We start from the raw sequence: 22,308 nt of genomic DNA, 5'->3' as shown, positions 1-22,308 counted from the left end.
TAACCTTCGCAAGTCGTCGTTGCAATGCCAGTGCGGTACTCATGTAGGAAAGCTACACTCCGTGTCCTCCTGGCAAATGCGACTAGACCAGCTCGGTTCTCTCGATCCTCCTTTTAAACTTTTATTGATATGAGAAAGCAAACTAGGAGCATAGCTTCTAGTTTGTACTTATTTAATTATTGGGGGATGAAATATGAATGTTTTAGTAATTGGCCGCGGTGGGCGTGAGCATGCTTTAGCTTGGAAGTTTGCACAATCTGAAAAAGTAGAAAAGGTGTATGTAGCACCAGGTAATGAAGGTATGCGCGATGTTGCAACACCAGTTGATATTGATGAAAATGATTTTGATGCATTAGTTTTATTTGCTAAAGAGAATAAGGTTGAATTAACTTTCGTTGGACCAGAAATTCCACTTATGAATGGAATTGTTGATCGATTTAACGAAGAGGGACTTCGCGTATTTGGTCCGAATAAAGCGGCTGCTGTTATTGAAGGTAGTAAAGCTTTTACGAAAGAATTAATGAAAAAATATGATATTCCAACTGCGGCGTATGAAACTTTTACAGATTATGAAGAAGCAGTACAGTACATTCAAAAAGTTGGTGCACCAATCGTTATTAAAGCTGACGGCCTAGCTGCTGGTAAAGGCGTGACAGTAGCAATGACACTTGAAGAGGCATTACAAGCTGTGAAAGAAATGCTGCAAGATGTGAAATTCGGCGCGGCAAGTAAGAAGGTCGTTATTGAAGAGTTTTTAGATGGACAAGAATTTTCATTAATGGCATTCGTGAATGGAACAACTGTACATCCAATGGTAATCGCCCAAGATCATAAAAGAGCTTTTGATGGTGATAAAGGTCCAAATACGGGCGGAATGGGTGCGTATTCTCCAGTGCCACAAATTCCAGAATCAGCAGTTCAAGAGGCGATAAAAACGGTATTACATCCAACTGCTAAAGCGATGATTGCAGAAAACCGTTCGTTTACAGGCATTTTATACGCAGGTCTTATTTTAACAAATGATGGTCCAAAGGTAATTGAATTTAATGCACGCTTTGGTGATCCTGAAACAGAAGTAGTATTACCTCGCTTAGAAAACGATTTAGTTGATGTATGTAACGCTGTATTAGATGAAAGTGAGCTAACGTTACAATGGTCAGAGGAAGCAGTAATTGGTGTTGTACTTGCTTCGAAAGGATATCCAGAAGCATATAAAAAAGGTGACATTATTAAAGGATTAGATGCACTGCAAGATGCGATTGTTTTCCATTCAGGCACAGCGATGAAGCATGGTGATTTTGTAACAAACGGTGGCCGTGTACTATTTGTTGCTTGCAAGGCGAATAGTTTACAAGAAGCAAAAGATAAAGTATATAAAGAAATCGGTAAAATTGAGAGTGATGGTCTATTTTATCGAAGTGATATAGGATATCGTGCAATTGAGCATAAGATGACGAGAAGTTAATATGTAAAAATCCCGCTGAGGAATCAGCGGGATTTTTTATGCATCTTTATCTTTTTTTAATTTCCCTTTTTGCTTTGCCATTTCTCGAAGTAAATACTCGATGTGTGCATTGACGCTACGAAACTCATCATTTGCCCATTTTTCGATGACTGCGTGTAATTCAGGATCAATACGTAATGGAAAGCTTTTCTTTTTAGCCATAATTACTTATAGCCCTTAGTATAGGCTTCCTGTATTAATAACCGGTTGCGCACCTTTATCTGAAACGATGGCAACTAATAAGTTGTTTACCATATTTGCTTTATGCTCGTCATCGAGTTCCAGTACGCCTTCTTCATCTAACATATGGATTGAATCTTTGGCCATCTTCACAGCACCTTCAACAATTTCTTTTCTAGCAGCTAATACTGCTTTTGCTTGTTGACGTTGTAGCATTGCATGGGCAATTTCTGTTGCGTAAGCTAAATGCGTTAAACGAGTTTCCAATACTTCTACACCAGCAATTTCAAGACGTGCCTCTAACTCACGTTTTAATTCTTCAGAGATTTCTTCAGTATTTCCGCGTAACGTAATGCAAGTTTCATCTTGGAAATTGTCATATGGATATTTTGTTGCGACGTGGCGGATTGCCGTTTCGCTTTGAATTTCTACAAATCGATCGTAATGTTCAACACCGAACATTGCTTTTGCAGAATCAACTACTTTATATACGATAACAGCTGCAATTTCAATCGGATTTCCCTCAACATCGTTTACTTTTAATTTCTTACTATTAAAGTTTTCAACACGTAAAGATACAGTTTGACGGAATGCGAACGGAATCGTTAAAAATAAACCGTTTTGACGAATTGTTCCTAAATAATTACCAAAGAACGTAATAACTTTCGCTTGATTTGGTTGAACAATCCCGATACCCGTAGCGAGAATTGCGGCTAATACAATAGTTAGTGCTGCTCCTATAAAAATTTCTTGTGCAAGGAAAAATACACCGATAGCCGCTAAAATCAAAATTCCAATAATACCGAGAAAACCATTTACATAAAATACTTGTTTTTCTTTCATATGATCGCCTCCTGATATAAAAATGATATCACTTTTATATCATTTTAAGCAAGAGGTATGCACCTAATTTTCTGAATTTTATTGATTGATATCTTTTATATACATTTTAAGCTTAAAAAGGGAATATACGTTCTGTTTTTATGGTAAAATAAAGAAGACTTAACCGCCCACTGCAGCAGCTAAGTCCCTTTGAGAGCATCTTGCATCGTGACAAATGATTCAAAGCGGTTTTGCCAGGATTATTTCTTCAATCGCTGACTCAATCTCTTTGTCAGAAGCGTCATAACTTCCTTTTGACTTTGGCTTGTCATGAGAGGAAGTTTGATTCACTTCTTCTTTAGCATGTCCTTTTTCAGTAAAATTCATGCTAGGCATTTTAAATGCACCCATATTCATGTATTTTCCAAACTTCCACGCTTCAACAATAGGGCAGAAGCGAACAATTCCCTCTGCAACTTTCATTGCACCAATCCATAGAAAAATGTTAGACCAAGTGCACCATGGCTTGCGTACAAGTTTAGTTGCACTACATCCGAAGAGGACAAGCCCAAGTGTAATTCGAATTAGAGCGTTTATTGTCCCGATGTTTTGCTTCATTAGAAAAACACTCCTTTTTATGAAAATTGAAATAGTGAATACTACTTCTCTTATTAGTATCCCGTGTGATTTTGGGGATATGTAATCCAACATTTGACGTTGAAAAAGATGTTGGAATGGGCGTGTGTGTCAGTAGCTTTTTTTGTTATAATGAAAGAATGCATAAAAAGAAGATGAAATTAAATCATTCTTTTTGAAAAATATTTAAAAAACAAGATGAAAACTAACTGTTATTTTAAACAGAACTATAGATATAACTAGAGAAAAGGAAGGGTGTTTTCATGTACGATATTTCCGGATGGAAACATGTATTTAAGCTTGATCCAAATAAGGAGTTAAGCGATGAACATTTAGAAATGATTTGTGAGTCTGGAACTGATGCGGTTATTGTAGGCGGAAGTGATGGGGTTACAATTGATAACGTATTACACATGCTAGTTAGCATTCGTAGATATGCTGTTCCTTGTGTATTAGAGGTCTCTGATGTAGAAGCAATTACACCAGGATTTGATTTTTATTACATCCCAAGTGTGTTAAATAGCCGAAAAGTAGAATGGGTAACAGGTGTTCATCATGAGGCATTGAAAGAATTTGGGGATATTATGGACTGGGACGAAATTTTTATGGAAGGGTATTGTGTTTTAAATCCAGAAGCGAAAGTAGCCCAGCTTACAGATGCGAAATGTGATTTAACAGAAGATGACGTTATTGCATATGCTCGTTTAGCAGACAAGTTATTACATTTACCGATATTTTATTTAGAATATAGCGGTACGTATGGAGAAGTTGAACTTGTTAAAAATGTAAAAGCAGAATTGAAACAAGCTCAGTTATACTATGGCGGCGGTATTTCTAATGCAGAACAGGCGAAAGAAATGGCACAATATGCTGATACAGTAGTTGTTGGAAATATTATTTATGATGATATAAAATCGGCGTTAAAAACAGTTAAAGCAGTAAAAGGAGAGTAGGTGCAGGCGTATATGAGTATGACAGATAAGTTATTAAACGGTTTAAATCCACAGCAACAAAAAGCGGTACAAACAACGAATGGACCACTTCTATTAATGGCAGGTGCAGGTAGTGGTAAAACACGTGTGTTAACACACCGTATTGCGTATTTGCTTGGTGAAAAAGGTGTAGCACCATGGAATGTATTAGCTATTACCTTCACAAATAAAGCAGCTCGTGAAATGCGCGAGCGTATTGATACACTTGTGGGACCAGAAGCAGAAGATATTTGGATTTCGACGTTCCACTCTATGTGTGTACGTATTTTACGACGTGATATCGATCGTATTGGCATTAATTGTAACTTTACAATCTTAGATTCAGGTGATCAGTTAACGGTAGTCAAAAAAATTATGAAAGAGCGCAATATTGATCCGAAGAAATTTGAGCCGCGCTCTATTTTAGCGGGTATTAGTAATGCGAAAAATGAACTGTTATCTGCGGATAAATATGCAAAAAAAATTACAATGGCTGATCCATATGAAAAATTAACGAGCGATGTATACACAGAGTATCAAAAACGTCTTTTGAAAAATAATTCATTAGACTTTGATGATTTAATTATGACGACGATTCAGCTATTTGAACGTGTTCCAGAAGTATTGGAGTTTTATCAGCGTAAGTTCCAATATATTCACGTTGATGAGTATCAAGATACGAATAAAGCGCAATATCTTCTTGTTAAACATTTGGCAGCGCGTTTTAAAAATCTTTGCGTTGTAGGTGACTCTGACCAGTCTATTTATCGCTGGCGTGGTGCAGATATTTCTAACATTTTGTCATTCGAAAAAGATTATGAGAATGCACAAGTAATTTTGTTAGAACAAAACTATCGTTCGTCACAAAATATTTTAAATGCAGCGAATGCTGTTATTGAAAAAAATACGAATCGTAAACCGAAGAAATTATGGACGGACAATCAAGTTGGGAGCAAAATTTCGTATTATCGTGCTGCAACTGAAAAGGACGAAGCATATTTTGTTGCGAAAAAAATTCGTGACGATCTTCAAATGGGGAAACGAAAATACACTGATTTTGCAGTACTATATCGTACGAATGCTCAGTCTCGTATGGTCGAGGAGATTTTCCTTAAATCTAACATCCCGTACAAAATTGTCGGGGGTACGAAGTTCTACGACCGTAAAGAGATTAAAGATATTTTGGCGTACTTACGTTTAATCGGTAATCCAGATGATGAAATTAGTTTTGCACGTATTATTAACATGCCAAAGCGTGGTATTGGTGCGACTTCTATTGATAAAATTATTAATTATGGTGTGCAAAACGGAATTTCATTAACTGCTGTATTTGATGAGATTGAGCATGTTGGAGTAAGTGCAAAAATTACAAAGGCAGTAAAAGAATTCGCAAGTTTATTACACAACTGGGTAAATATGCAAGAGTATTTATCTGTTACAGAATTAGTAGAAGAAGTTATTGAAAAAACAGGCTATCGCGATATGTTGAAAAATGAGCGTTCTTTAGAAGCGGAAGGTCGTTTAGAAAACTTAGACGAGTTCTTATCTGTTACGCAAACATTTGAATCTCAAAGCGAAGATAAGAGTCTTGTTGCATTCTTAACAGATTTAGCACTTGTTGCTGATATTGATCGTGTAGATGAAGACCCAACTGCTGGTGAAGAAGTTATCTTAATGACGATGCACTCAGCGAAAGGATTAGAGTTCCCGGTTGTCTTTATTGTTGGTTTAGAGGAAGGGATATTCCCTCATACTCGTTCTCTTATGGAAGAGGATGAAATGCAAGAAGAACGTCGTCTTGCTTATGTAGGTATTACTCGTGCAGAAGAAGAGCTATATTTATCTAATGCGCAAATGCGTACTTTATTTGGTAGAACAAGTATGAACGCTGCGTCTCGCTTCATTACAGAAATCCCGACAGAACTAGTGGAATCATTAAATGAAACAGCGCCGAAGCGTGAAAATTCGTTTGGTGCAAAAGGCAGAACAGCAAGTAGCAGTAAAATGACAACGACAACCACAACACGCTCTCGTTCAGCTTTCGCGCGTCCTGCAGCTAAGACGACAGGCGGTGAGCAAATTGGCTGGGCAGTAGGCGATAAAGCTTCCCACCAAAAATGGGGAATCGGTACAGTTGTAAGTGTAAAAGGTGAAGGTGATGCAAAAGAATTAGATATTGCCTTCCCAAGCCCGATTGGTGTTAAACGTTTGTTAGCAAAATTTGCACCTGTGACGAAACAATAGAAAGGAATGAGGATATGTCAAAAGAGATAGCAAAAAAACGTATAGAAGAACTGCGTGATTTGTTAAATACATTTAATTATCAATATCACGTATTAGACAATCCTTCTGTTTCTGATGCGGAATATGACCGTAATATGCAGGAGCTTATAAAATTAGAAGCAGAGAACCCAGAGTTTATGAGTGAGGATTCTCCCTCCGTTCGCGTTGGGGGAACTATTCTTGATATATTCGAAAAAGTAACACATAAGTCACCAATGTTAAGTTTAGGAAATGCATTTAACGAAGGAGATTTACGTGATTTCGACAGAAGAGTACGTCAAGGAATTGATGATGCGAATGTAAGATATATATGTGAATTAAAAATTGACGGGCTTGCCGTTTCGCTTCATTATGAAAAAGGACGCTTCATTCAAGGGGCGACACGTGGTGATGGTGTAACGGGTGAAGATATTACTCAAAATTTAAAAACGATTAAAGCTATCCCACTTCGTTTAAATGAAGAAGTAACGTTAGAAGCACGAGGCGAAGCTTATATGCCGAAGCGTTCATTTGTTAAACTAAATGAAGAAAAAGAGCAAAATGGAGAAGATGTATTTGCGAATCCGCGTAATGCGGCAGCAGGCTCAATACGTCAACTTGATCCGAAAATTGCAGCGAAGCGTAACTTATCTATGTTTGTGTACGGTCTTGCGAATGTAGAAGAAAAAACAATTCCATCGCACAGTGAATCGCTTGATTTCCTAGGTGAACTCGGATTTAAGACAAATCCAAATCGCCGTACATGTGAAACAATCGAAGAGGTTATAGCTTATGTAGAAGAATGGCAAGAAAAACGTCCGCATCTTGATTATGAGATTGATGGAATCGTTATAAAAGTAGATGATGTTGCTCTTCAAGAAAGTCTAGGAACTACAGCGAAGAGTCCAAGATGGGCGATTGCTTATAAATTCCCGGCTGAAGAAGTTGTAACGAGATTAACAGGCATTGAATTAAGTGTTGGCCGAACAGGGGTTGTAACACCGACTGCAGAGCTAGAGCCAGTGAGAGTTGCTGGTACGATCGTTCGTCGTGCTTCTTTACATAACGAAGATTTAATTCGTGAAAAAGACATTCGAATTGGTGACTACGTTGTTGTGAAGAAGGCTGGAGATATTATTCCTGAAGTTGTGAACGTTATTTTTGATAAGCGTACTGGTGAAGAAGAAGAATACCGCATGCCAACGCATTGCCCAGCATGTGAGAGTGAACTTGTTCGTTTAGAAGAAGAAGTAGCACTTCGATGTATAAATCCAACTTGTCCAGCTCAAATTCGCGAAGGATTAATTCATTTCGTTTCAAGAAATGCAATGAATATTGATGGGCTTGGAGAACGTGTCATTACACAACTTTTTGATGCAGATTATATTCGTACATTTGCTGATTTATATGCATTAACGAAAGAGCAGTTATTACAGTTAGAACGTTTTGGTGAAAAATCAGCAACAAACTTAATACAAGCAATTGAAAATTCTAAAGAAAACTCGTTAGAGCGATTATTATTTGGTCTTGGAATTCGACACGTTGGAGCGAAAGCAGCACGTACATTTGCAGAGCACTTTGAAACGATGGATGAGCTTGTAAAAGCAACAGAAGAAGAACTAAAAGCAATTAATGAAATTGGCGAAAAAATGGCTCAATCTGTTGTGACATATTTTGATAATGAAGATGTATTAGAGTTATTACAGCAGTTTAAAGAGTATGGCGTGAATATGACATACAAAGGTATAAAAATTGCAGATTTACAAAATGTTGAATCTTACTTCGCAGGAAAAACGGTTGTTTTAACAGGTAAGCTAGAAGTTATGGGAAGAAGTGAAGCGAAGAAGAAGATTGAGGCATTAGGTGGAAAAGTAACAGGAAGTGTTAGTAAGAGTACAGATTTGGTTGTTGCAGGTGAATCGGCTGGTTCGAAATTAGCACAAGCGGAGAAACATAATGTTGAGGTTTGGAATGAAGAGAGGTTCTTACAAGAGCTAAATAAGTAAGAGGTGCAAACTTACCATGAAAAAAATAGCATTAGCGGTATTAAGCCTTGGCCTACTTGTAAGTGGGTGTAGTGCAGGTGCCGACAAAGATGAAAAAGTGTCTGAGAAATCGGGGAAAGCAAAAGAACAATCAGTTGTCCCAAAATACGCTATGTCGGATGAATATTATAAGACGACTATTCCATTTTATGGTGGAAAGGCACGTGGTTTAGTCGTGCAAGGAGTAAATAATCGTCTTGATATAGATGAATTTGAAACAGGATTAATGCGTATTGCGAAGGAATCATTTAGTACGAAAGATCATTTCTTTAAAGGCGGAGATACTCTAGAGGCTCAATATGTACAAATGCTTGTTAAAAGAAAGCGTACAAATGCTGAACAGAAAGAACTAGAAGATACATTAAAAAAAGATGCAGTTAAATTTCCAAACATAGGATTAAATCCAGCTTTAGGTGAAGGATCCGAAATACTAGAAGAAAAAAACAAAAAAAATCCAATATATATTTCCAATATTTTAGAGCATGATTATTATGTGAAAAACGGCGACAAAGATGAGCGTAGCGGCATTGTAGTTGGATTAGCAATGAATTCAGTGCATTATTATAATGAAGAACATGGTTACCCACGTGAAGCTACAATCTCGAATGAAAAAATGTTAGCTGAAGGGAAAAAAATGGCGCAAGAAGTCTTGAAGTTTATGCATCAAAAAGATCCTGAAACAAAAAACCTTCCGATAACATTTGCAATTTATCGTCAGGCTCCGAAGGCGTCACTTGTGCCAGGTAATTTTGTTTCTTATGCAAATGTTGAAAAAGGTAGTGAAACGGTTGAAGATTGGAAACAAATTAATGAAAAATATTATTTGTTCCCATCAGAGCAAGCGAAAACAGATAATAAACGTGAAGATCTTGCAAGAGTATCCAACTTTAAGGCAAAACTAAGCGATTATTTCCAAGGCGACTATACAGCTGTTATTGGTACGGGTATGTATAGAGATGATGAATTAAGAGAAATGAAGCTTGATATTCCTGTCCAATTTAATGGAAAAGCTGAAATAGTTGGTTTTACACAATATGTGGCAGGGCTTGTTATGGAATACTTCCCGAATTATATGAAAGTACAAGTAACAATTAAATCTGTAGAACGCCCAGAAGCCATTATTATACGTGAAGCAAAACAAGATGAACCACTTGTGAAAATTTTAGATTAAATATGAAGGCTGTTCCTCTAAGGAACAGCTTTTTTTCTTATGCAATTTTGTTATAATTTAAAATGTTGTAAATAATAGGGATAAGGGGTAAAGCTCATGGAAGAATTAAGTTTTCAAGTCATTATTTTATTAATTGCATTCGGTTTTTTAGCAGCTTTTATTGATTCGGTTGTTGGAGGAGGAGGGTTAATTTCGCTTCCGGCGCTTATGTTTGTTGGCTTATCGCCAGCTTCGGCAATTGCAACGAATAAATTAGCGGCAACGATGGGGACGTTTACGAGTGCGATGTATTTCATTCGATCAGGAAAAGTTGATTTTAAAATTGTAGGAAAGTTAATCCCGTTAACTATTGTTGGAGCTGTTGCAGGCGCTTTAGTAGTAAAATTTATTCCATCGGATATTTTACGCCCATTAGTACTTGTAATGTTGGTATTTATTGCTATTTATATTATTGCAAAAAAGAATTGGGGAAGTGTGTCTACCTATAAGAAGATGACGCAAAGAAAAACATTAATATTTTTCTTTGCTATTTTAATGATAGGATTTTATGATGGATTTTTTGGACCAGGGACAGGGTCGTTTTTAATTTTTGCATTTTTATTAATTGGCTTGGATTTTATTCAAGCGGCAGCATCTGGAAAACTTTTGAACTTTGTTAGTAATATTGTATCTTTAATTACTTTTTTATTTTTAGACATAATTCATTTTGAATACGGTATTATCATGGGATTATCAATGATCTTAGGTGCTTATTTTGGATCGAAGTTTGCGGTTCAAAAAGGTGTTGGATATGTAAGAACTTTATTTTTATTAGTTACTATATTATTGATCGGGAAAAATGTTTTGGAATATACTCATATTTTGTAGATTCATACGCATGTATGAATCTCTTTTTTTATTATATTTTAAAAATTTATTAATTTTTAAAATATAAGTCTAGGAATATTTGAATAAATCTAAATTATCGTGTAGAATAATGTTGTAAAATGTAAACGTTTTTCTAAGGGGAGGCTAAAAAAAATGGTAGTAGCATACAAACATGAGCCATTTACAGATTTTTCAGTGGAGGCTAACAAATTAGCGTTTGAAGAAGGTTTAAAGAAAGTAGAATCTTATCTTGGACAAGACTATCCATTAATTATTGGGGGAGAAAAAATCACTACAGAAGACAAAATTGTTTCTGTAAACCCTGCAAATAAAGAGGAACTTGTTGGTCGTGTTTCAAAAGCAAGCCGTGAGTTAGCTGAAAAAGCAATGCAAGTAGCGGATGAAACATTCCAAACTTGGAGAAAATCAAAGCCAGAAATGCGTGCAGACATTTTATTCCGTGCTGCAGCAATCGTTCGTCGCAGAAAACATGAATTCTCTGCTATTCTTGTAAAAGAAGCAGGTAAGCCATGGAATGAGGCAGATGCTGATACAGCAGAAGCAATCGATTTTATGGAATATTATGGTCGTCAAATGTTAAAATTAAAAGACGGTATTCCAGTAGAAAGCCGTCCAATTGAATATAATCGTTTCTCTTACATTCCATTAGGAGTAGGTGTTATCATTTCTCCTTGGAACTTCCCATTCGCAATTATGGCAGGTATGACAACAGCTGCTTTAGTTTCTGGTAACACAGTATTACTAAAACCAGCTAGTACAACTCCTGTAGTAGCAGCGAAATTTATGGAAGTATTAGAAGAAGCTGGCTTACCAGCTGGCGTAGTAAACTTCGTTCCAGGTAACGGTTCTGAAGTTGGTGACTACTTAGTAGATCATCCTCGTACACGTTTCGTAAGCTTCACGGGATCTCGTGATGTAGGTATCCGTATCTATGAGCGTGCAGCGAAAGTAAACCCAGGACAAATTTGGTTAAAACGTGTTATCGCTGAAATGGGCGGTAAAGATACAATCGTTGTTGATAAAGAAGCAGATCTTGAATTAGCAGCTAAGTCTATCGTTGCATCAGCATTCGGATTCTCAGGACAAAAATGTTCTGCATGTTCTCGTGCAGTAATCCATGAAGATGTATACGATCACGTATTAAATCGTGCTGTTGAATTAACGAAAGAATTAACAGTTGCTAACCCAGCAGTATTAGGTACAAACATGGGTCCTGTTAATGACCAAGCTGCATTTGATAAAGTAATGAGCTATGTTGCAATTGGTAAAGAAGAAGGTAGAATCTTAGCAGGTGGCGAAGGAGACGATTCTAAAGGCTGGTTCATCCAACCAACAATCGTTGCTGACGTTGCAGAAGATGCTCGCTTAATGAAAGAAGAAATCTTCGGACCAGTAGTAGCATTCTGTAAAGCGAAAGACTTTGATCATGCACTTGCAATTGCAAACAATACGGAATACGGTTTAACAGGTGCTGTTATTACTAACAACCGTGACCATATTGAAAAAGCACGCGAAGACTTCCACGTTGGTAACTTATACTTCAACCGTGGATGTACTGGTGCAATCGTAGGTTACCAACCATTCGGTGGCTTTAACATGTCTGGTACAGACTCTAAAGCTGGTGGACCTGATTACTTAGCACTTCACATGCAAGCAAAAACTACTTCTGAAACTTTATAAGAAATAGTAGAGGAGCTCTTCACAGAATGTGAAGAGCTCCTTTTAAAATTGAAATCCTATATATTACCATCGTTCGAAGGGAATGAGCTAAAACCTATTAATAGCGTGATAAACATGTGAACAGAAATAAAATGATGAGAAAAGTTGACTTATTAGTCATATTTTTTAGTATTCATTTTGAGAATTTCCTGTATAATACAATTTGAAAGAAAATCTATGGTTCGACAAGGAACACTCCTTTCAGTTTTGCTCACTGAAAGGAGTGTTTTTTTATGTAGCTAAAAATTCTTGCGTGCTTATTACATTTGCATATACGCCATTTAAACTAGCTAAAATTGTATTGTGAATATAAACAGCTGGTATAGTAGCGTTCTTAAAAGAAAGGTCTTTTGTAGCACAAGCGTCATGTATAACGGTACATTGAAAGCCAAAATCGAATGCAGCCCTTACTGTTGCATCGATACACATATGAGTCATCATCCCGCATACAACGACATGTTCAATATTTAAACGTTTTAATTGCTCTAGAAGATTAGTTTCTCGGAAGCTATTTGGATAATGTTTGACTATAACTGTTTCTTCTCTAAGTGGACGTACGCTTTCATGAATATGTACACCTTCTGTATTAGGTAGGAAAAAAGTAGCGTCATCTTTTATAGCTACGTGTTGGATATGAAAAATAGGTTCGCTGTTTGTTCTAAAGTGTTGTAATAACTGATTAGTATATTCGCTTGCTTCTACTGGATTACGCAATTCCATCTTTCCATTTGGAAAATAATCGTTTTGAATATCGACGAGTAAAAGAGCTGTTTTCATATATTTATCTTCCTCCGAGTTTCATATTCAAATAAATTTATTCAATTTGTAGAGAGGATTCTCCTGTTTAAAAATATGAGGAAGAAGAATTTTAAATAACCTTGAAAGTTACTATTTTTCAGATGAATATTCATCTGAAAATTTTAATAAAGGAATAATTAATATTTTTCTAAAAAATGTATTGACTCTTATTATTCTGAGTTCTATAATGAGAATTAATTAAACGACAATTAAATCGATACATTCTTATCCAGAGAGGTGGAGGGACTGGCCCTACGATACCTCAGCAACGGGTTTTTTAATACCGTGCTAACTCCAGCAAGCCATATAAAGGCTTGGAAGATGAGAAGATGTGAACGAGTACATATAAGTGCTCTCCTTCTTATCTTTATGGTTGATAAGAAGGAGGGCACTTTTTATTTTACCTCGAAAGCTCTACTTTAAGTTTTTACAGCATATAGGAGGAGGAAAAATGATTTCTTTTAACAATGTAAGTAAAGTGTATGAATCAGCTGGGCAATTTGTTCATGCGGTGGAGGATGTAACATTATCAGTTGAGAAAGGCGAAATTTTTGGCATTATCGGTTTTAGTGGAGCTGGAAAGAGTACATTATTACGCTTAGTAAATATGTTAGAGAGACCGACGGCAGGAACGATTTCAATAGATGATAAAGATATTACATCATTATCGACGAAAGAATTACGCAAACTAAGACAAAGAATCGGAATGATTTTTCAAAGCTTTAATTTATTTAATTCAAGAACAGTGTTTGGGAATATTGCTTATCCATTAAAGTTAGCGAAATTGCCAAAGAACGAGATAAAGGAACGAGTGAATGAACTGCTGAGGTTTGTAGGGTTAGAAGATAAAGCAAACTATTATCCAGAACAGCTATCAGGGGGACAAAAGCAGCGTGTTGGTATTGCTAGAGCACTTGCGACATCGCCAGATATTCTTATATGTGATGAGGCAACATCAGCCTTAGATCCAGAAACGACGACAGAAATTCTAAACTTATTAAAGAAAGTAAATCGAGAATACAATTTAACAATTCTTCTTATTACACATGAAATGCATGTTGTGAAAGAAATTTGTCACCGTGTAGCTGTAATGGAGAAGGGAAAAGTTATTGAAGAAGGAAAACTGTTTGATGTTTTCACGCAACCAAAAACAAAGACGACTCAAAACTTTGTACGTTCTGTTATTAATGATCATTTACCAGAAAGTGTTCTAGCGAAAATTCAAAATGGTGGTCAAATTTATCGTCTAACATTTACTGGTGAGGAGACAGGACAGCCGGTACTATCATATATCGCAAAAAACTATAACGTTGATGTAAATGTACTGTACGGAAATATTATTGAACTTCAAAATGTGCTATTTGGAAATCTGCTTGTAGAATTGCAAGGTGAGCAGAGGGAAATTCAAAAAGCATTACAACATCTAAGACTGCAAGTGCAGCTGAAGGAGGTAGAAGCTCATGCGAGTTGATTGGAGTATATTTTGGCCGCGCATACTAGATGCGACGGGAGATACCCTCTTAATGGTAATTGTAACACTTATATTCGCTACAATTCTGGGTATACCTCTAGGTTTACTTTTATATGTAACGAGAAAAGGAAACTTTTTAGAAAATAAATGGGTCTTTTCTATTCTTAACATCATAATTAATACAATTCGTCCGGTACCATTCATTATCTTTTTAGTAGCTTTAAGCCCACTAACAAGAAGCGTTATTGGAACGACGATTGGAACAGCAGCGGCAATTTTCCCGATGACGTTAGTCGCATCAATTGGTATTGCTAGAATGGTTGAAACAAATCTTGTTTCCGTTCCGAAAGGAGTAATTGAAGCAGCGCAAGCAATGGGCGCCTCGCCAATTAGAATCGTTTTTGAAATCCTTGTACCAGAAGCGTTAGCACCATTAATCTTAGGTGTCACGTTTATGACAGTTGGTTTAATTGAATTTTCTGCAGTTGCTGGGCTTGTCGGTGGTGGCGGTCTTGGTGACTTGGCAATGACATATGGTTATCAACGTTTTGATACATCGGTTATGTTCGTAACGGTCGTGTTACTTATCATTCTCGTACAGATAGCTCAAAATTTAGGAAACTACTTTGCGAAAGTCTTGTTACGCAGATCATAAAAAGGAAGAGAGGAAAAGAAAATGAAGAAAATTTTAGCATTTGCATTATCAGCGATTGTAGGAGTCTCAGCATTAAGCGGCTGCTCAAGTGGAGACACGGGTGCAGGAGCGAAAGAAAAAGTAGTTCGCGTCGGTGTAACTGGAACGGATGGAGACGCTTGGGAAATTTTGAAGAAAAAAGCTGAAAAAGAAGGGATTAAAGTTAAACTGATTGAGTTCTCTGATTACACAACGCCAAATAAAGCGTTAGCTGATGGAGATATTGAATTAAACTCATTCCAGCATATTGCTTTCTTAGAGCAATTTAAAAAAGAGCATAAGTTAGATATTACAGCTGTTGGTACAACGCAAATTGCACCAATGGGTTTATACTCTGAAAAATATAAGAAAGCAAATGAAATCCCAGATGGTTCAGAAATTGCAATTCCAAACGATCCAACGAACCAAGCACGTGCATTAAAACTTCTTGATGCAGCTGGATTATTAAAGCTTAAAAAAGATTTTGGCTTATTTGGAGATCCAAGCGGCATTGCTGAAAATCCGAAGAAATTAAAAATCACGCCGGTTATCGCACAGCAAACACCTCGTGTATTAAAAGATGTAGCAGCTTCAGTTATTAATAACGGTGTTGCTGGTCAAGCTGGATTAGATCCAGCGAAGGATCCTATTTTCTTAGAAGATCCAAAGAATGAAAATGCGAAGCCTTATATTAATATTTTCGCAGCTCGTACGAAAGATAAAGATGATCCAACACTGAAAAAAGTAATTGAATTATATCATTCAAAAGAAGTAACAGATGCAATTAAGAAAGAAACAAATGATGGTTCAATTTCAGTTGACCTTTCACTTGAGGAGCTTGAAAAAATCGTAAAATAATGATTGGGTTTAATGGACTAACAGAAGGAACCCCTCCGCTGTTAGTTCGTTCAACATATAATCTACTTAACAAACGAACCCTAATTCTGTACCTTCCAATTTTGTATAACGTAGAATCCAATGTTTGTTAAGTAGAGTAATGGACCAGGAGTTTTCCTGGTCTTTTTTTATGAATGAAAGTAGATAGCGAACAGTAAGGTAATCCAAATTATAATGGGATAAGAAAATAAGCTGAAAAGGAGTGTAATTACGAATTGCTTTTGATGAATTAAGTGTTTTTTTGATAAAAAAAAGAAAATAGAAAAGAGAGTAATGAAAAATGCTGATATTACGCCGGGGTTATAGGAGCGATAAATGAAAAACAAAATAATATGTTGAACAGAGTTAAAGAAGATGGCCCCTTGTATAAAAATAATCCAGCATATAGAAGACAAGAAGTTAAGTTGATATAGAAAGACGATAAGTAATACAAAGATTGTTAATACGGAAATGGCAATGAAGAATTGTTGACTAGTTATAATACGGATTGAAAATTGATTAGCAAGATATTGTGGCATTTGGAAAGCTTCTTCAAGGTTATGAATGAAAAATAATAAGGGAATGATCCAGAGTATAGTAGTGGAATGCTTTTTCATCAACTTACATCACTCCAATAAAGTATAGAAAGCCTAAAAAAGGCCCTCTATACAGAGATAGTTATTCAATTATGATATTTTTTAAATTAACATCATGATGCTCTCGTTCTTTCGGATAAGCAGCTAGTTCCTCTTGTAAAATATTTAATATTTGCTTAGCTGATTGCTGGATTGGATTAGGTAGCTCTTCTAATATATGCATCCCGACTTTTACTTTTGTACGAATTACCCTTCGTAGTAATTCCTCATGCATGTACTACACCTCCAAAGCGAATATTTAGTACATCTTCTTCAAATTTTGCTCCTTGAATAGAAAGGTGTGTTAATGTTTTGGGTAACGTGATGTTCCGTTTAACAGAACCGGCTCGAATAATAAGTTCATCACCTTTTTGATTTAATGAAAGTTCACTTTTATTTGAGAAGGGAATAGAAAGAATGAAAATATAATCATCGCCATCTTTTTTTACATATTGTGTGCGGCCGTTAAATTTCACTTCAGTAGGACAATGATCAGTTTTAAATAAAGCATCTCCTACACGCTCTAACATAGGTAAACCAACAACTTCTTGTTCAAACATTGGAGCTTCGTAAATAGGAAGCGGCTGAAAACTATCTTGAATTAATGTTTTATATTTTTTTTGAGTATCTTTCCATGCTTGAAAATAAGGATCGGTGACAGTGTTAGGGATGACGCGGTTAATCATAATGGCATCTACGTTATAATCGTATAAATTTAAATAAGTAAAGCTACGCTGAGCTTCTTTAATGACCATTTTTTCGGGATTTACAACGATGCGGATACTTGTTATTTCTCGGTTTGATAAAATATCTCTCATTTCTCCGAGCTGTTCAAGTGTATTCGTTAATTCGTCCATAATATCATCGGTTGGAAGAGGAACACCAAGAAGTGGTTGAGCTACAGGGCGAACAACTTTTAAAACTTTTCTTTTAATAGGAAAGAGTTTTTCCATCCACCAGCTGAGCATGTCTGGAAAGCTGAGCATTGCTAATGTTTCTCCTGTTGGAGCACAATCAATGATAATAACATCATATGTGTTTTGTTTATAATAATCGAGTACGCGAAGTAAGCTAATTAAATCTTCCATACCAGGAAACATCGTTAACTCTTCTGTTGTAATATCATCAGCTGCTTTGGAAGTGAAGAGTAGCGTAATATATTTCTGTAATTTCCCCCAGCCTTTTTCCATCTCATAAATCGTATTAATTTCTTGTGCCCACAAATTTTCACGAATTTCTAATGGCTCAGAAGATAGCTTTATACCAAATGAATCTCCTAAACTATGAGCAGGATCTGTACTCATTACTAATGTTTTTAATCCTTGTTTTGCGCTTTGAAGCGCTGTTGCTGCTGAAATGCTAGTTTTTCCTACGCCGCCTTTACCTGTATACAAAATAATTCTCATTATTCTATCCCCTTTGTTTCGAGTGTCGAATATTACGAGTATCGAAATAAAATATTGAATAAAAACCCAACTAGGGTTTTATTCAATCGGAATGTTTTTCATTTTAGGTGTAGAAACCTTTTCTTCTGTTTTTTGCTGTGACGTAGCGATGTGATTCATGATCTTTTGGAAGATTTGTAGTAAGAATGCTTTTTCTTCTTCTGATAATGCTTCTGTCACTAGGTTAAAGTAATGGGCTGCATTTTGTTTTACTTCTTGGACGAGCATTACGCCGTTTTCTGTTAAACGAATTAATACAATGCGTCGGTCGTTTTCATCACGGTACCTTTCAATATATCCCTTTTTTACGAGGCGATTTACAACACCTGTCGTTGTACTCATCGGTATATCAAGAAGGTCAGCAATTTTTGTCATTGTAATATCTGTATTTCGCTCCATCCAAAGTAAACAAAATACTTCTGTTTTAGAAAGTGTTAAATCTAGGCTTACCCATTCTTCAGGATAGAAAAGTTTCTTGGCGTTATCTAGCAGTAAGTCTAAAAAATGTTCATATTGCAACAATTAATTCCACTCCCGTATATTTCGAGGTTCGTAATATTTATTTTTATTTTATGTAGAATAGAAATAATTGTCAATGTTTTTAATTGATTTTTCAGATTAAAAAGAAAACTATCTTTAAAATAGTATTCTTTTATGATAGATTTATAAATATAAAACTAGAATTTACATAAAAATCCATCATGGTAAATATACTTATCTATAATGGGTATACAGCTAACGAGGGGGAGAACGATGAGAAGACGTAATACGCAAGCGTTCACATTTTTAGCATGGACTTCATTTGTTTGCGCGCTTTCAGGTATGCTAATTGGGATTTATACGTTAGATGAAACGCTTAGTGTAAAAGGATACTATTTAATTGGAACACTATTTTTAACGATGTCTTGTTTTGTGTTACAAAAAACAATTCGTGATAATGAAGAAGATAACGAGAGATTTCCGAAAAATAAACCGTTAGATAAAGAGTAAATTGTAAAGAAAGGCATTTGCCTTTCTTTTTTTATGTAAAAATGGCGTAAGTGCCGTGTGTTGACTTGCTTGAAGTACTGAAAATTTGGTATCATCAATAGTATTGTAGATTGAACGATATATTATGGAGGTGGCCTAGCCGTGTCAAGAATTTCCGTTGAGAATGTAAAGCACGTAGCACATTTAGCACGTCTTGCAATTACTGATCAAGAAGCTGAAAAATTTCAAAAACAACTAGATGCAATTGTTACATTTGCAGAACAGTTAAATGAATTAGATACAACAGATGTAAAACCAACAACTCATGTATTAACTATGAAAAATGTTATGCGTGAAGATGTACCAGAAAAAGGTTTACCAGTCGAAGAAGTATTAAAAAATGCACCGGATCACAAAGATAATCAAATCCGTGTTCCAGCAGTATTAGAATAGAGGAGGGGAATTTCGATGTCATTATTTGATCATTCAGTATCAGAGTTACATAAGAAATTAAACAACAAAGAAATTTCCGTTACGGATTTAGTAGAAGAATCTTACAAACGTATTGCGGATGTTGAAGATAACGTAAAAGCTTTTCTTACATTAGATGAAGAAAATGCACGCGCAAAAGCGAAAGAATTAGATGCAAAAATCGGCGCTGAAGATAATGGTTTATTATTCGGTATGCCAATTGGTGTAAAAGATAACATTGTAACTAACGGCCTTCGTACAACTTGTGCGAGTAAAATGTTAGCAAACTTCGATCCAATTTATGATGCGACAGTTGTGCAAAAGCTAAAAGCTGCTGACACGATTACAATCGGTAAATTAAACATGGACGAGTTTGCAATGGGTTCTTCAAATGAAAACTCAGGATTCTACGCTACGAAAAACCCATGGAACTTAGATTACGTTCCGGGCGGATCTAGTGGTGGTTCTGCAGCAGCTGTAGCAGCGGGAGAAGTACTATTCTCTCTAGGTTCTGATACGGGTGGTTCTATCCGTCAGCCGGCTGCATATTGCGGTGTTGTAGGTTTAAAACCAACTTACGGACGCGTATCTCGTTACGGATTAGTAGCATTCGCATCTTCACTTGACCAAATCGGACCGATTACACGTACAGTAGAAGACAATGCATACTTATTACAAGCTATTTCAGGTATTGACCGCATGGATGCAACTTCTGCAAATGTTGAAGTTGGAAACTATTTAGCTTGTTTAACAGGCGATGTTAAAGGTTTACGCATTGCTGTACCGAAAGAATACTTAGGCGAAGGTGTTGGCGAAGAAGCTCGTGAGTCAGTACTAGCTGCTTTAAAAGTATTAGAAGGTATGGGCGCAACTTGGGAGGAAGTATCTCTTCCGCACTCTAAATACGCTCTAGCAACGTATTACTTATTATCTTCTTCTGAAGCATCTGCTAACCTTTCACGCTTTGATGGCGTGCGTTACGGTGTTCGTTCTGATAATGTAAATAACTTATTAGATCTTTACAAAAACACACGTAGTGAAGGTTTCGGTGATGAAGTTAAACGTCGTATTATGCTTGGTACATTTGCCCTTAGCTCTGGTTACTATGATGCATATTACAAAAAAGCACAACAAGTACGTACATTAATTAAAAATGACTTTGAAAATGTATTTGCTAACTATGATGTTATTATTGGACCAACAACACCAACTCCGGCATTTAAAGTTGGAGAAAAAGTTGACGACCCAATGACAATGTATGCAAATGACATTTTAACAATCCCAGTAAACTTAGCGGGTGTTCCAGCGATTTCAGTTCCATGTGGATTCGGTGCTAACAACATGCCACTTGGTCTACAAATCATTGGTAAACACTTCGATGAAGCGACAATTTACCGCGTTGCACATGCGTTTGAGCAAGCAACAGACTATCATACAAAAAAAGCAAGTCTGTAAGGAGGCGAGCATAGATGAATTTAGAAACAATTATTGGTTTAGAGGTTCACGTTGAGTTAAAAACAAATTCGAAAATTTTCTCTGCGAGTCCAACAGAATTCGGAGCGGAGCCAAATACACAAACAAGTGTAATTGACTTAGGATACCCAGGGGTACTTCCTACTTTAAATAAAGAAGCAGTTAACTTTGCAATGAAAGCTGCAATGGCATTAAACTGTGAGATCGCAACGGAAACGAAGTTCGACCGTAAAAACTATTTCTATCCAGATAATCCGAAAGCTTACCAAATTTCTCAATTTGATAAGCCAATTGGTGAAAATGGTTGGATTGAAATCGAAGTAGACGGTAAAAAGAAACGTATCGGTATTACACGTCTTCATTTAGAAGAAGATGCTGGTAAATCAACGCATACAGCTGATGGTTCATTAGTAGACTACAACCGTCAAGGTATGCCTTTAATCGAGATCGTATCTGAGCCAGATATGCGTACGCCAGAAGAAGCATATGCATACTTAGAGAAGTTAAAATCAATCATTCAATATACTGGTGTATCTGATTGTAAGATGGAAGAAGGTTCTCTGCGTTGTGATGCGAACATTTCTCTTCGTCCAGTTGGACAAGAGAAGTTTGGTACAAAAGCGGAACTGAAAAACTTAAACTCATTCACTTACGTACAAAAAGGTCTTGAGCACGAGCAAGTGCGCCAAGAAAAAGAACTGTTATCTGGTGGTATCATCCAACAAGAAACACGTCGTTATGATGAAGCAACGAAGAAAACAATCTTAATGCGTGTGAAAGAAGGATCTGACGATTACCGTTACTTCCCTGAGCCAGACTTAGTTGAACTTTACATCGACGATGAGTGGAAAGAAGCAGTTCGAGCTTCTATTCCAGAACTTCCAGATGCGCGTAAAGCTCGCTACGTTGCAGAAATTGGCTTACCAGCTTATGATGCACACGTATTAACATTAACGAAAGAAATGTCTGATTTCTTTGAAGCGACTGTTGCAGACGGTGCTGATGCGAAATTAACATCGAACTGGTTAATGGGTGAAGTACTTGCATACTTAAACAAACAACAAAAAGAATTAAAAGACGTTGCATTAACGCCTGCTGGTTTATCTAAAATGGTTCAATTAATTGAAAAAGGTACAATTTCTTCTAAAATTGCGAAGAAAGTATTTAATGAATTAATCGAAAAAGGTGGAGACCCAGAAGAAATCGTTAAAGCGAAAGGTCTTGTTCAAATTTCTGACGAGGGTACACTTCGTAAAGTTGTAACAGAAATTCTTGATAATAATGGGCAATCTATCGAAG

21 protein-coding genes, 1 pseudogene and 1 riboswitch are annotated in these 22,308 nt (G+C 36.3%); of the genes and pseudogenes, 14 read left to right on the top strand and 8 right to left on the bottom strand.

The annotated features are described in order from the left end of the window. The first annotated feature begins 193 nt into the window (after positions 1-193). A complete protein-coding gene (gene purD, locus MR167_RS18310; protein WP_001101961.1) occupies positions 194-1,465 on the top strand; it encodes a phosphoribosylamine--glycine ligase in 1,272 nt (423 codons plus the stop codon). A gap of 36 nt (positions 1,466-1,501) precedes the next feature. Here purD and MR167_RS18305 read toward each other — a convergent pair whose 3' ends face one another. The 3 genes from MR167_RS18305 to MR167_RS18295 all read right to left on the bottom strand — a co-directional run bounded on the left by MR167_RS18305 (position 1,502) and on the right by MR167_RS18295 (position 3,124). Beyond that, on the bottom strand, positions 1,502-1,666 hold the full coding sequence (locus MR167_RS18305; protein ID WP_001085171.1) for a type II toxin-antitoxin system antitoxin: 165 nt from the start codon (positions 1,664-1,666) through the stop codon (positions 1,502-1,504). A 15-nt stretch (positions 1,667-1,681) separates the two neighbouring features. Then, positions 1,682-2,527, bottom strand: a complete 846-nt coding sequence (locus MR167_RS18300; protein ID WP_242315189.1) for an SPFH domain-containing protein — start codon at positions 2,525-2,527, stop codon at positions 1,682-1,684. A gap of 219 nt (positions 2,528-2,746) precedes the next feature. Beyond that, on the bottom strand, positions 2,747-3,124 hold the full coding sequence (locus MR167_RS18295) for a YgaP family membrane protein (RefSeq protein ID WP_000812342.1): 378 nt from the start codon (positions 3,122-3,124) through the stop codon (positions 2,747-2,749). Between the two features lie 281 nt (positions 3,125-3,405). Here MR167_RS18295 and pcrB point away from each other — a divergent pair, with 281 nt between their 5' ends. The 6 genes from pcrB to pruA all read left to right on the top strand — a co-directional run bounded on the left by pcrB (position 3,406) and on the right by pruA (position 12,159). Next, positions 3,406-4,095, top strand: coding sequence for a heptaprenylglyceryl phosphate synthase (gene pcrB, locus MR167_RS18290; protein ID WP_000272085.1), 690 nt, complete (start codon positions 3,406-3,408; stop codon positions 4,093-4,095). A 12-nt stretch (positions 4,096-4,107) separates the two neighbouring features. Next, positions 4,108-6,357 carry a DNA helicase PcrA gene (gene pcrA, locus MR167_RS18285; RefSeq protein WP_242315188.1) on the top strand — a complete coding sequence of 750 codons (2,250 nt, stop codon included), beginning with the start codon at positions 4,108-4,110 and terminating at the stop codon, positions 6,355-6,357. A gap of 14 nt (positions 6,358-6,371) precedes the next feature. Continuing rightward, complete coding sequence (gene ligA, locus MR167_RS18280; RefSeq protein ID WP_000031434.1) at positions 6,372-8,381, top strand: NAD-dependent DNA ligase LigA; 2,010 nt, start codon at positions 6,372-6,374, stop codon at positions 8,379-8,381. Between the two features lie 16 nt (positions 8,382-8,397). Beyond that, the gene (locus MR167_RS18275) at positions 8,398-9,591 is read left to right on the top strand and encodes a CamS family sex pheromone protein (protein ID WP_000717037.1); all 1,194 of its coding nucleotides are present in this window, start codon (positions 8,398-8,400) and stop codon (positions 9,589-9,591) included. A 96-nt stretch (positions 9,592-9,687) separates the two neighbouring features. After that, positions 9,688-10,458 carry a TSUP family transporter gene (locus MR167_RS18270; protein ID WP_000391975.1) on the top strand — a complete coding sequence of 257 codons (771 nt, stop codon included), beginning with the start codon at positions 9,688-9,690 and terminating at the stop codon, positions 10,456-10,458. Between the two features lie 153 nt (positions 10,459-10,611). Further along, positions 10,612-12,159 (top strand): L-glutamate gamma-semialdehyde dehydrogenase, encoded by a 1,548-nt coding sequence (pruA, locus tag MR167_RS18265; RefSeq protein WP_000259555.1) that lies wholly within the window; start codon positions 10,612-10,614, stop codon positions 12,157-12,159. Between the two features lie 250 nt (positions 12,160-12,409). Here the strand turns inward: pruA and MR167_RS18260 are convergent. Further along, positions 12,410-12,975 (bottom strand): annotated as a pseudogene (locus MR167_RS18260) (cysteine hydrolase family protein). 243 nt (positions 12,976-13,218) lie between these two features. After that, positions 13,219-13,324: riboswitch (SAM riboswitch) on the top strand. Positions 13,325-13,447: 123 nt separating this feature from the next. Here MR167_RS18260 and MR167_RS18255 point away from each other — a divergent pair. Genes MR167_RS18255 through MR167_RS18245 form a run of 3 tightly spaced genes read left to right on the top strand, consistent with a single transcriptional unit; the run spans position 13,448 to position 15,998 of the window. Continuing rightward, on the top strand, positions 13,448-14,467 hold the full coding sequence (locus MR167_RS18255) for a methionine ABC transporter ATP-binding protein (RefSeq protein WP_000622964.1): 1,020 nt from the start codon (positions 13,448-13,450) through the stop codon (positions 14,465-14,467). Further along, on the top strand, positions 14,457-15,122 hold the full coding sequence (locus MR167_RS18250) for a methionine ABC transporter permease (RefSeq protein ID WP_001261865.1): 666 nt from the start codon (positions 14,457-14,459) through the stop codon (positions 15,120-15,122). Before MR167_RS18255 ends, MR167_RS18250 begins: the two co-directional genes overlap by 11 nt. Before the next feature lie 21 nt (positions 15,123-15,143). Beyond that, positions 15,144-15,998 carry a MetQ/NlpA family ABC transporter substrate-binding protein gene (locus MR167_RS18245; RefSeq protein WP_000721600.1) on the top strand — a complete coding sequence of 285 codons (855 nt, stop codon included), beginning with the start codon at positions 15,144-15,146 and terminating at the stop codon, positions 15,996-15,998. Positions 15,999-16,165: 167 nt separating this feature from the next. Here the strand turns inward: MR167_RS18245 and MR167_RS18240 are convergent, their stop codons facing one another. The 4 genes from MR167_RS18240 to MR167_RS18225 all read right to left on the bottom strand — a co-directional run bounded on the left by MR167_RS18240 (position 16,166) and on the right by MR167_RS18225 (position 18,618). Next, positions 16,166-16,633, bottom strand: a complete 468-nt coding sequence (locus tag MR167_RS18240; protein WP_002083648.1) for an HXXEE domain-containing protein — start codon at positions 16,631-16,633, stop codon at positions 16,166-16,168. 61 nt (positions 16,634-16,694) lie between these two features. Beyond that, a complete protein-coding gene (locus MR167_RS18235; RefSeq protein ID WP_000544107.1) occupies positions 16,695-16,886 on the bottom strand; it encodes a DUF3926 domain-containing protein in 192 nt (63 codons plus the stop codon). After that, the gene (locus MR167_RS18230; protein ID WP_079997070.1) at positions 16,879-18,060 is read right to left on the bottom strand and encodes an ArsA family ATPase; all 1,182 of its coding nucleotides are present in this window, start codon (positions 18,058-18,060) and stop codon (positions 16,879-16,881) included. The genes MR167_RS18235 and MR167_RS18230 overlap by 8 nt, the downstream gene beginning before the upstream one ends. 75 nt (positions 18,061-18,135) lie before the next feature. Next, positions 18,136-18,618, bottom strand: a complete 483-nt coding sequence (locus MR167_RS18225; protein ID WP_000942477.1) for a MarR family winged helix-turn-helix transcriptional regulator — start codon at positions 18,616-18,618, stop codon at positions 18,136-18,138. 231 nt (positions 18,619-18,849) lie between these two features. Here MR167_RS18225 and MR167_RS18220 point away from each other — a divergent pair, with 231 nt between their 5' ends. From MR167_RS18220 to gatB, 4 genes are all read left to right on the top strand, one after another. Further along, positions 18,850-19,086, top strand: coding sequence for a YiaA/YiaB family inner membrane protein (locus tag MR167_RS18220; RefSeq protein ID WP_001254393.1), 237 nt, complete (start codon positions 18,850-18,852; stop codon positions 19,084-19,086). 141 nt (positions 19,087-19,227) lie between these two features. Further along, positions 19,228-19,518: an Asp-tRNA(Asn)/Glu-tRNA(Gln) amidotransferase subunit GatC gene (gatC, locus tag MR167_RS18215; protein ID WP_000086999.1), complete on the top strand. Its 291-nt coding sequence runs from the start codon at positions 19,228-19,230 to the stop codon at positions 19,516-19,518. A gap of 15 nt (positions 19,519-19,533) precedes the next feature. Continuing rightward, the gene (gatA, locus tag MR167_RS18210) at positions 19,534-20,991 is read left to right on the top strand and encodes an Asp-tRNA(Asn)/Glu-tRNA(Gln) amidotransferase subunit GatA (protein WP_242315187.1); all 1,458 of its coding nucleotides are present in this window, start codon (positions 19,534-19,536) and stop codon (positions 20,989-20,991) included. 14 nt (positions 20,992-21,005) lie between these two features. Beyond that, positions 21,006-22,308 (top strand): Asp-tRNA(Asn)/Glu-tRNA(Gln) amidotransferase subunit GatB (gatB, locus tag MR167_RS18205; protein WP_242315185.1); only part of this gene is annotated, 1,303 nt, incomplete at its 3' end.

Source organism: Bacillus cereus group sp. BfR-BA-01355 (genome assembly GCF_022663675.1).
Classification (GTDB): domain Bacteria; phylum Bacillota; class Bacilli; order Bacillales; family Bacillaceae_G; genus Bacillus_A; species Bacillus_A thuringiensis_S.
This window is presented reverse-complemented; position numbering and strand designations above follow the sequence as displayed.

Bases quoted from the DNA above. Each gene is read 5' to 3' on its own strand.
- purD (WP_001101961.1), top strand. From the start codon at position 194: ATGAATGTTTTAGTAATTGGCCGCGGTGGGCGTGAGCATGCTTTAGCT.
- MR167_RS18305 (WP_001085171.1), bottom strand. From the start codon at position 1,666: ATGGCTAAAAAGAAAAGCTTTCCATTACGTATTGATCCTGAATTACAC.
- MR167_RS18300 (WP_242315189.1), bottom strand. From the start codon at position 2,527: ATGAAAGAAAAACAAGTATTTTATGTAAATGGTTTTCTCGGTATTATT.
- MR167_RS18295 (WP_000812342.1), bottom strand. From the start codon at position 3,124: ATGAAGCAAAACATCGGGACAATAAACGCTCTAATTCGAATTACACTT.
- pcrB (WP_000272085.1), top strand. From the start codon at position 3,406: ATGTACGATATTTCCGGATGGAAACATGTATTTAAGCTTGATCCAAAT.
- pcrA (WP_242315188.1), top strand. From the start codon at position 4,108: ATGAGTATGACAGATAAGTTATTAAACGGTTTAAATCCACAGCAACAA.
- ligA (WP_000031434.1), top strand. From the start codon at position 6,372: ATGTCAAAAGAGATAGCAAAAAAACGTATAGAAGAACTGCGTGATTTG.
- MR167_RS18275 (WP_000717037.1), top strand. From the start codon at position 8,398: ATGAAAAAAATAGCATTAGCGGTATTAAGCCTTGGCCTACTTGTAAGT.
- MR167_RS18270 (WP_000391975.1), top strand. From the start codon at position 9,688: ATGGAAGAATTAAGTTTTCAAGTCATTATTTTATTAATTGCATTCGGT.
- pruA (WP_000259555.1), top strand. From the start codon at position 10,612: ATGGTAGTAGCATACAAACATGAGCCATTTACAGATTTTTCAGTGGAG.
- MR167_RS18255 (WP_000622964.1), top strand. From the start codon at position 13,448: ATGATTTCTTTTAACAATGTAAGTAAAGTGTATGAATCAGCTGGGCAA.
- MR167_RS18250 (WP_001261865.1), top strand. From the start codon at position 14,457: ATGCGAGTTGATTGGAGTATATTTTGGCCGCGCATACTAGATGCGACG.
- MR167_RS18245 (WP_000721600.1), top strand. From the start codon at position 15,144: ATGAAGAAAATTTTAGCATTTGCATTATCAGCGATTGTAGGAGTCTCA.
- MR167_RS18240 (WP_002083648.1), bottom strand. From the start codon at position 16,633: ATGAAAAAGCATTCCACTACTATACTCTGGATCATTCCCTTATTATTT.
- MR167_RS18235 (WP_000544107.1), bottom strand. From the start codon at position 16,886: ATGCATGAGGAATTACTACGAAGGGTAATTCGTACAAAAGTAAAAGTC.
- MR167_RS18220 (WP_001254393.1), top strand. From the start codon at position 18,850: ATGAGAAGACGTAATACGCAAGCGTTCACATTTTTAGCATGGACTTCA.
- gatA (WP_242315187.1), top strand. From the start codon at position 19,534: ATGTCATTATTTGATCATTCAGTATCAGAGTTACATAAGAAATTAAAC.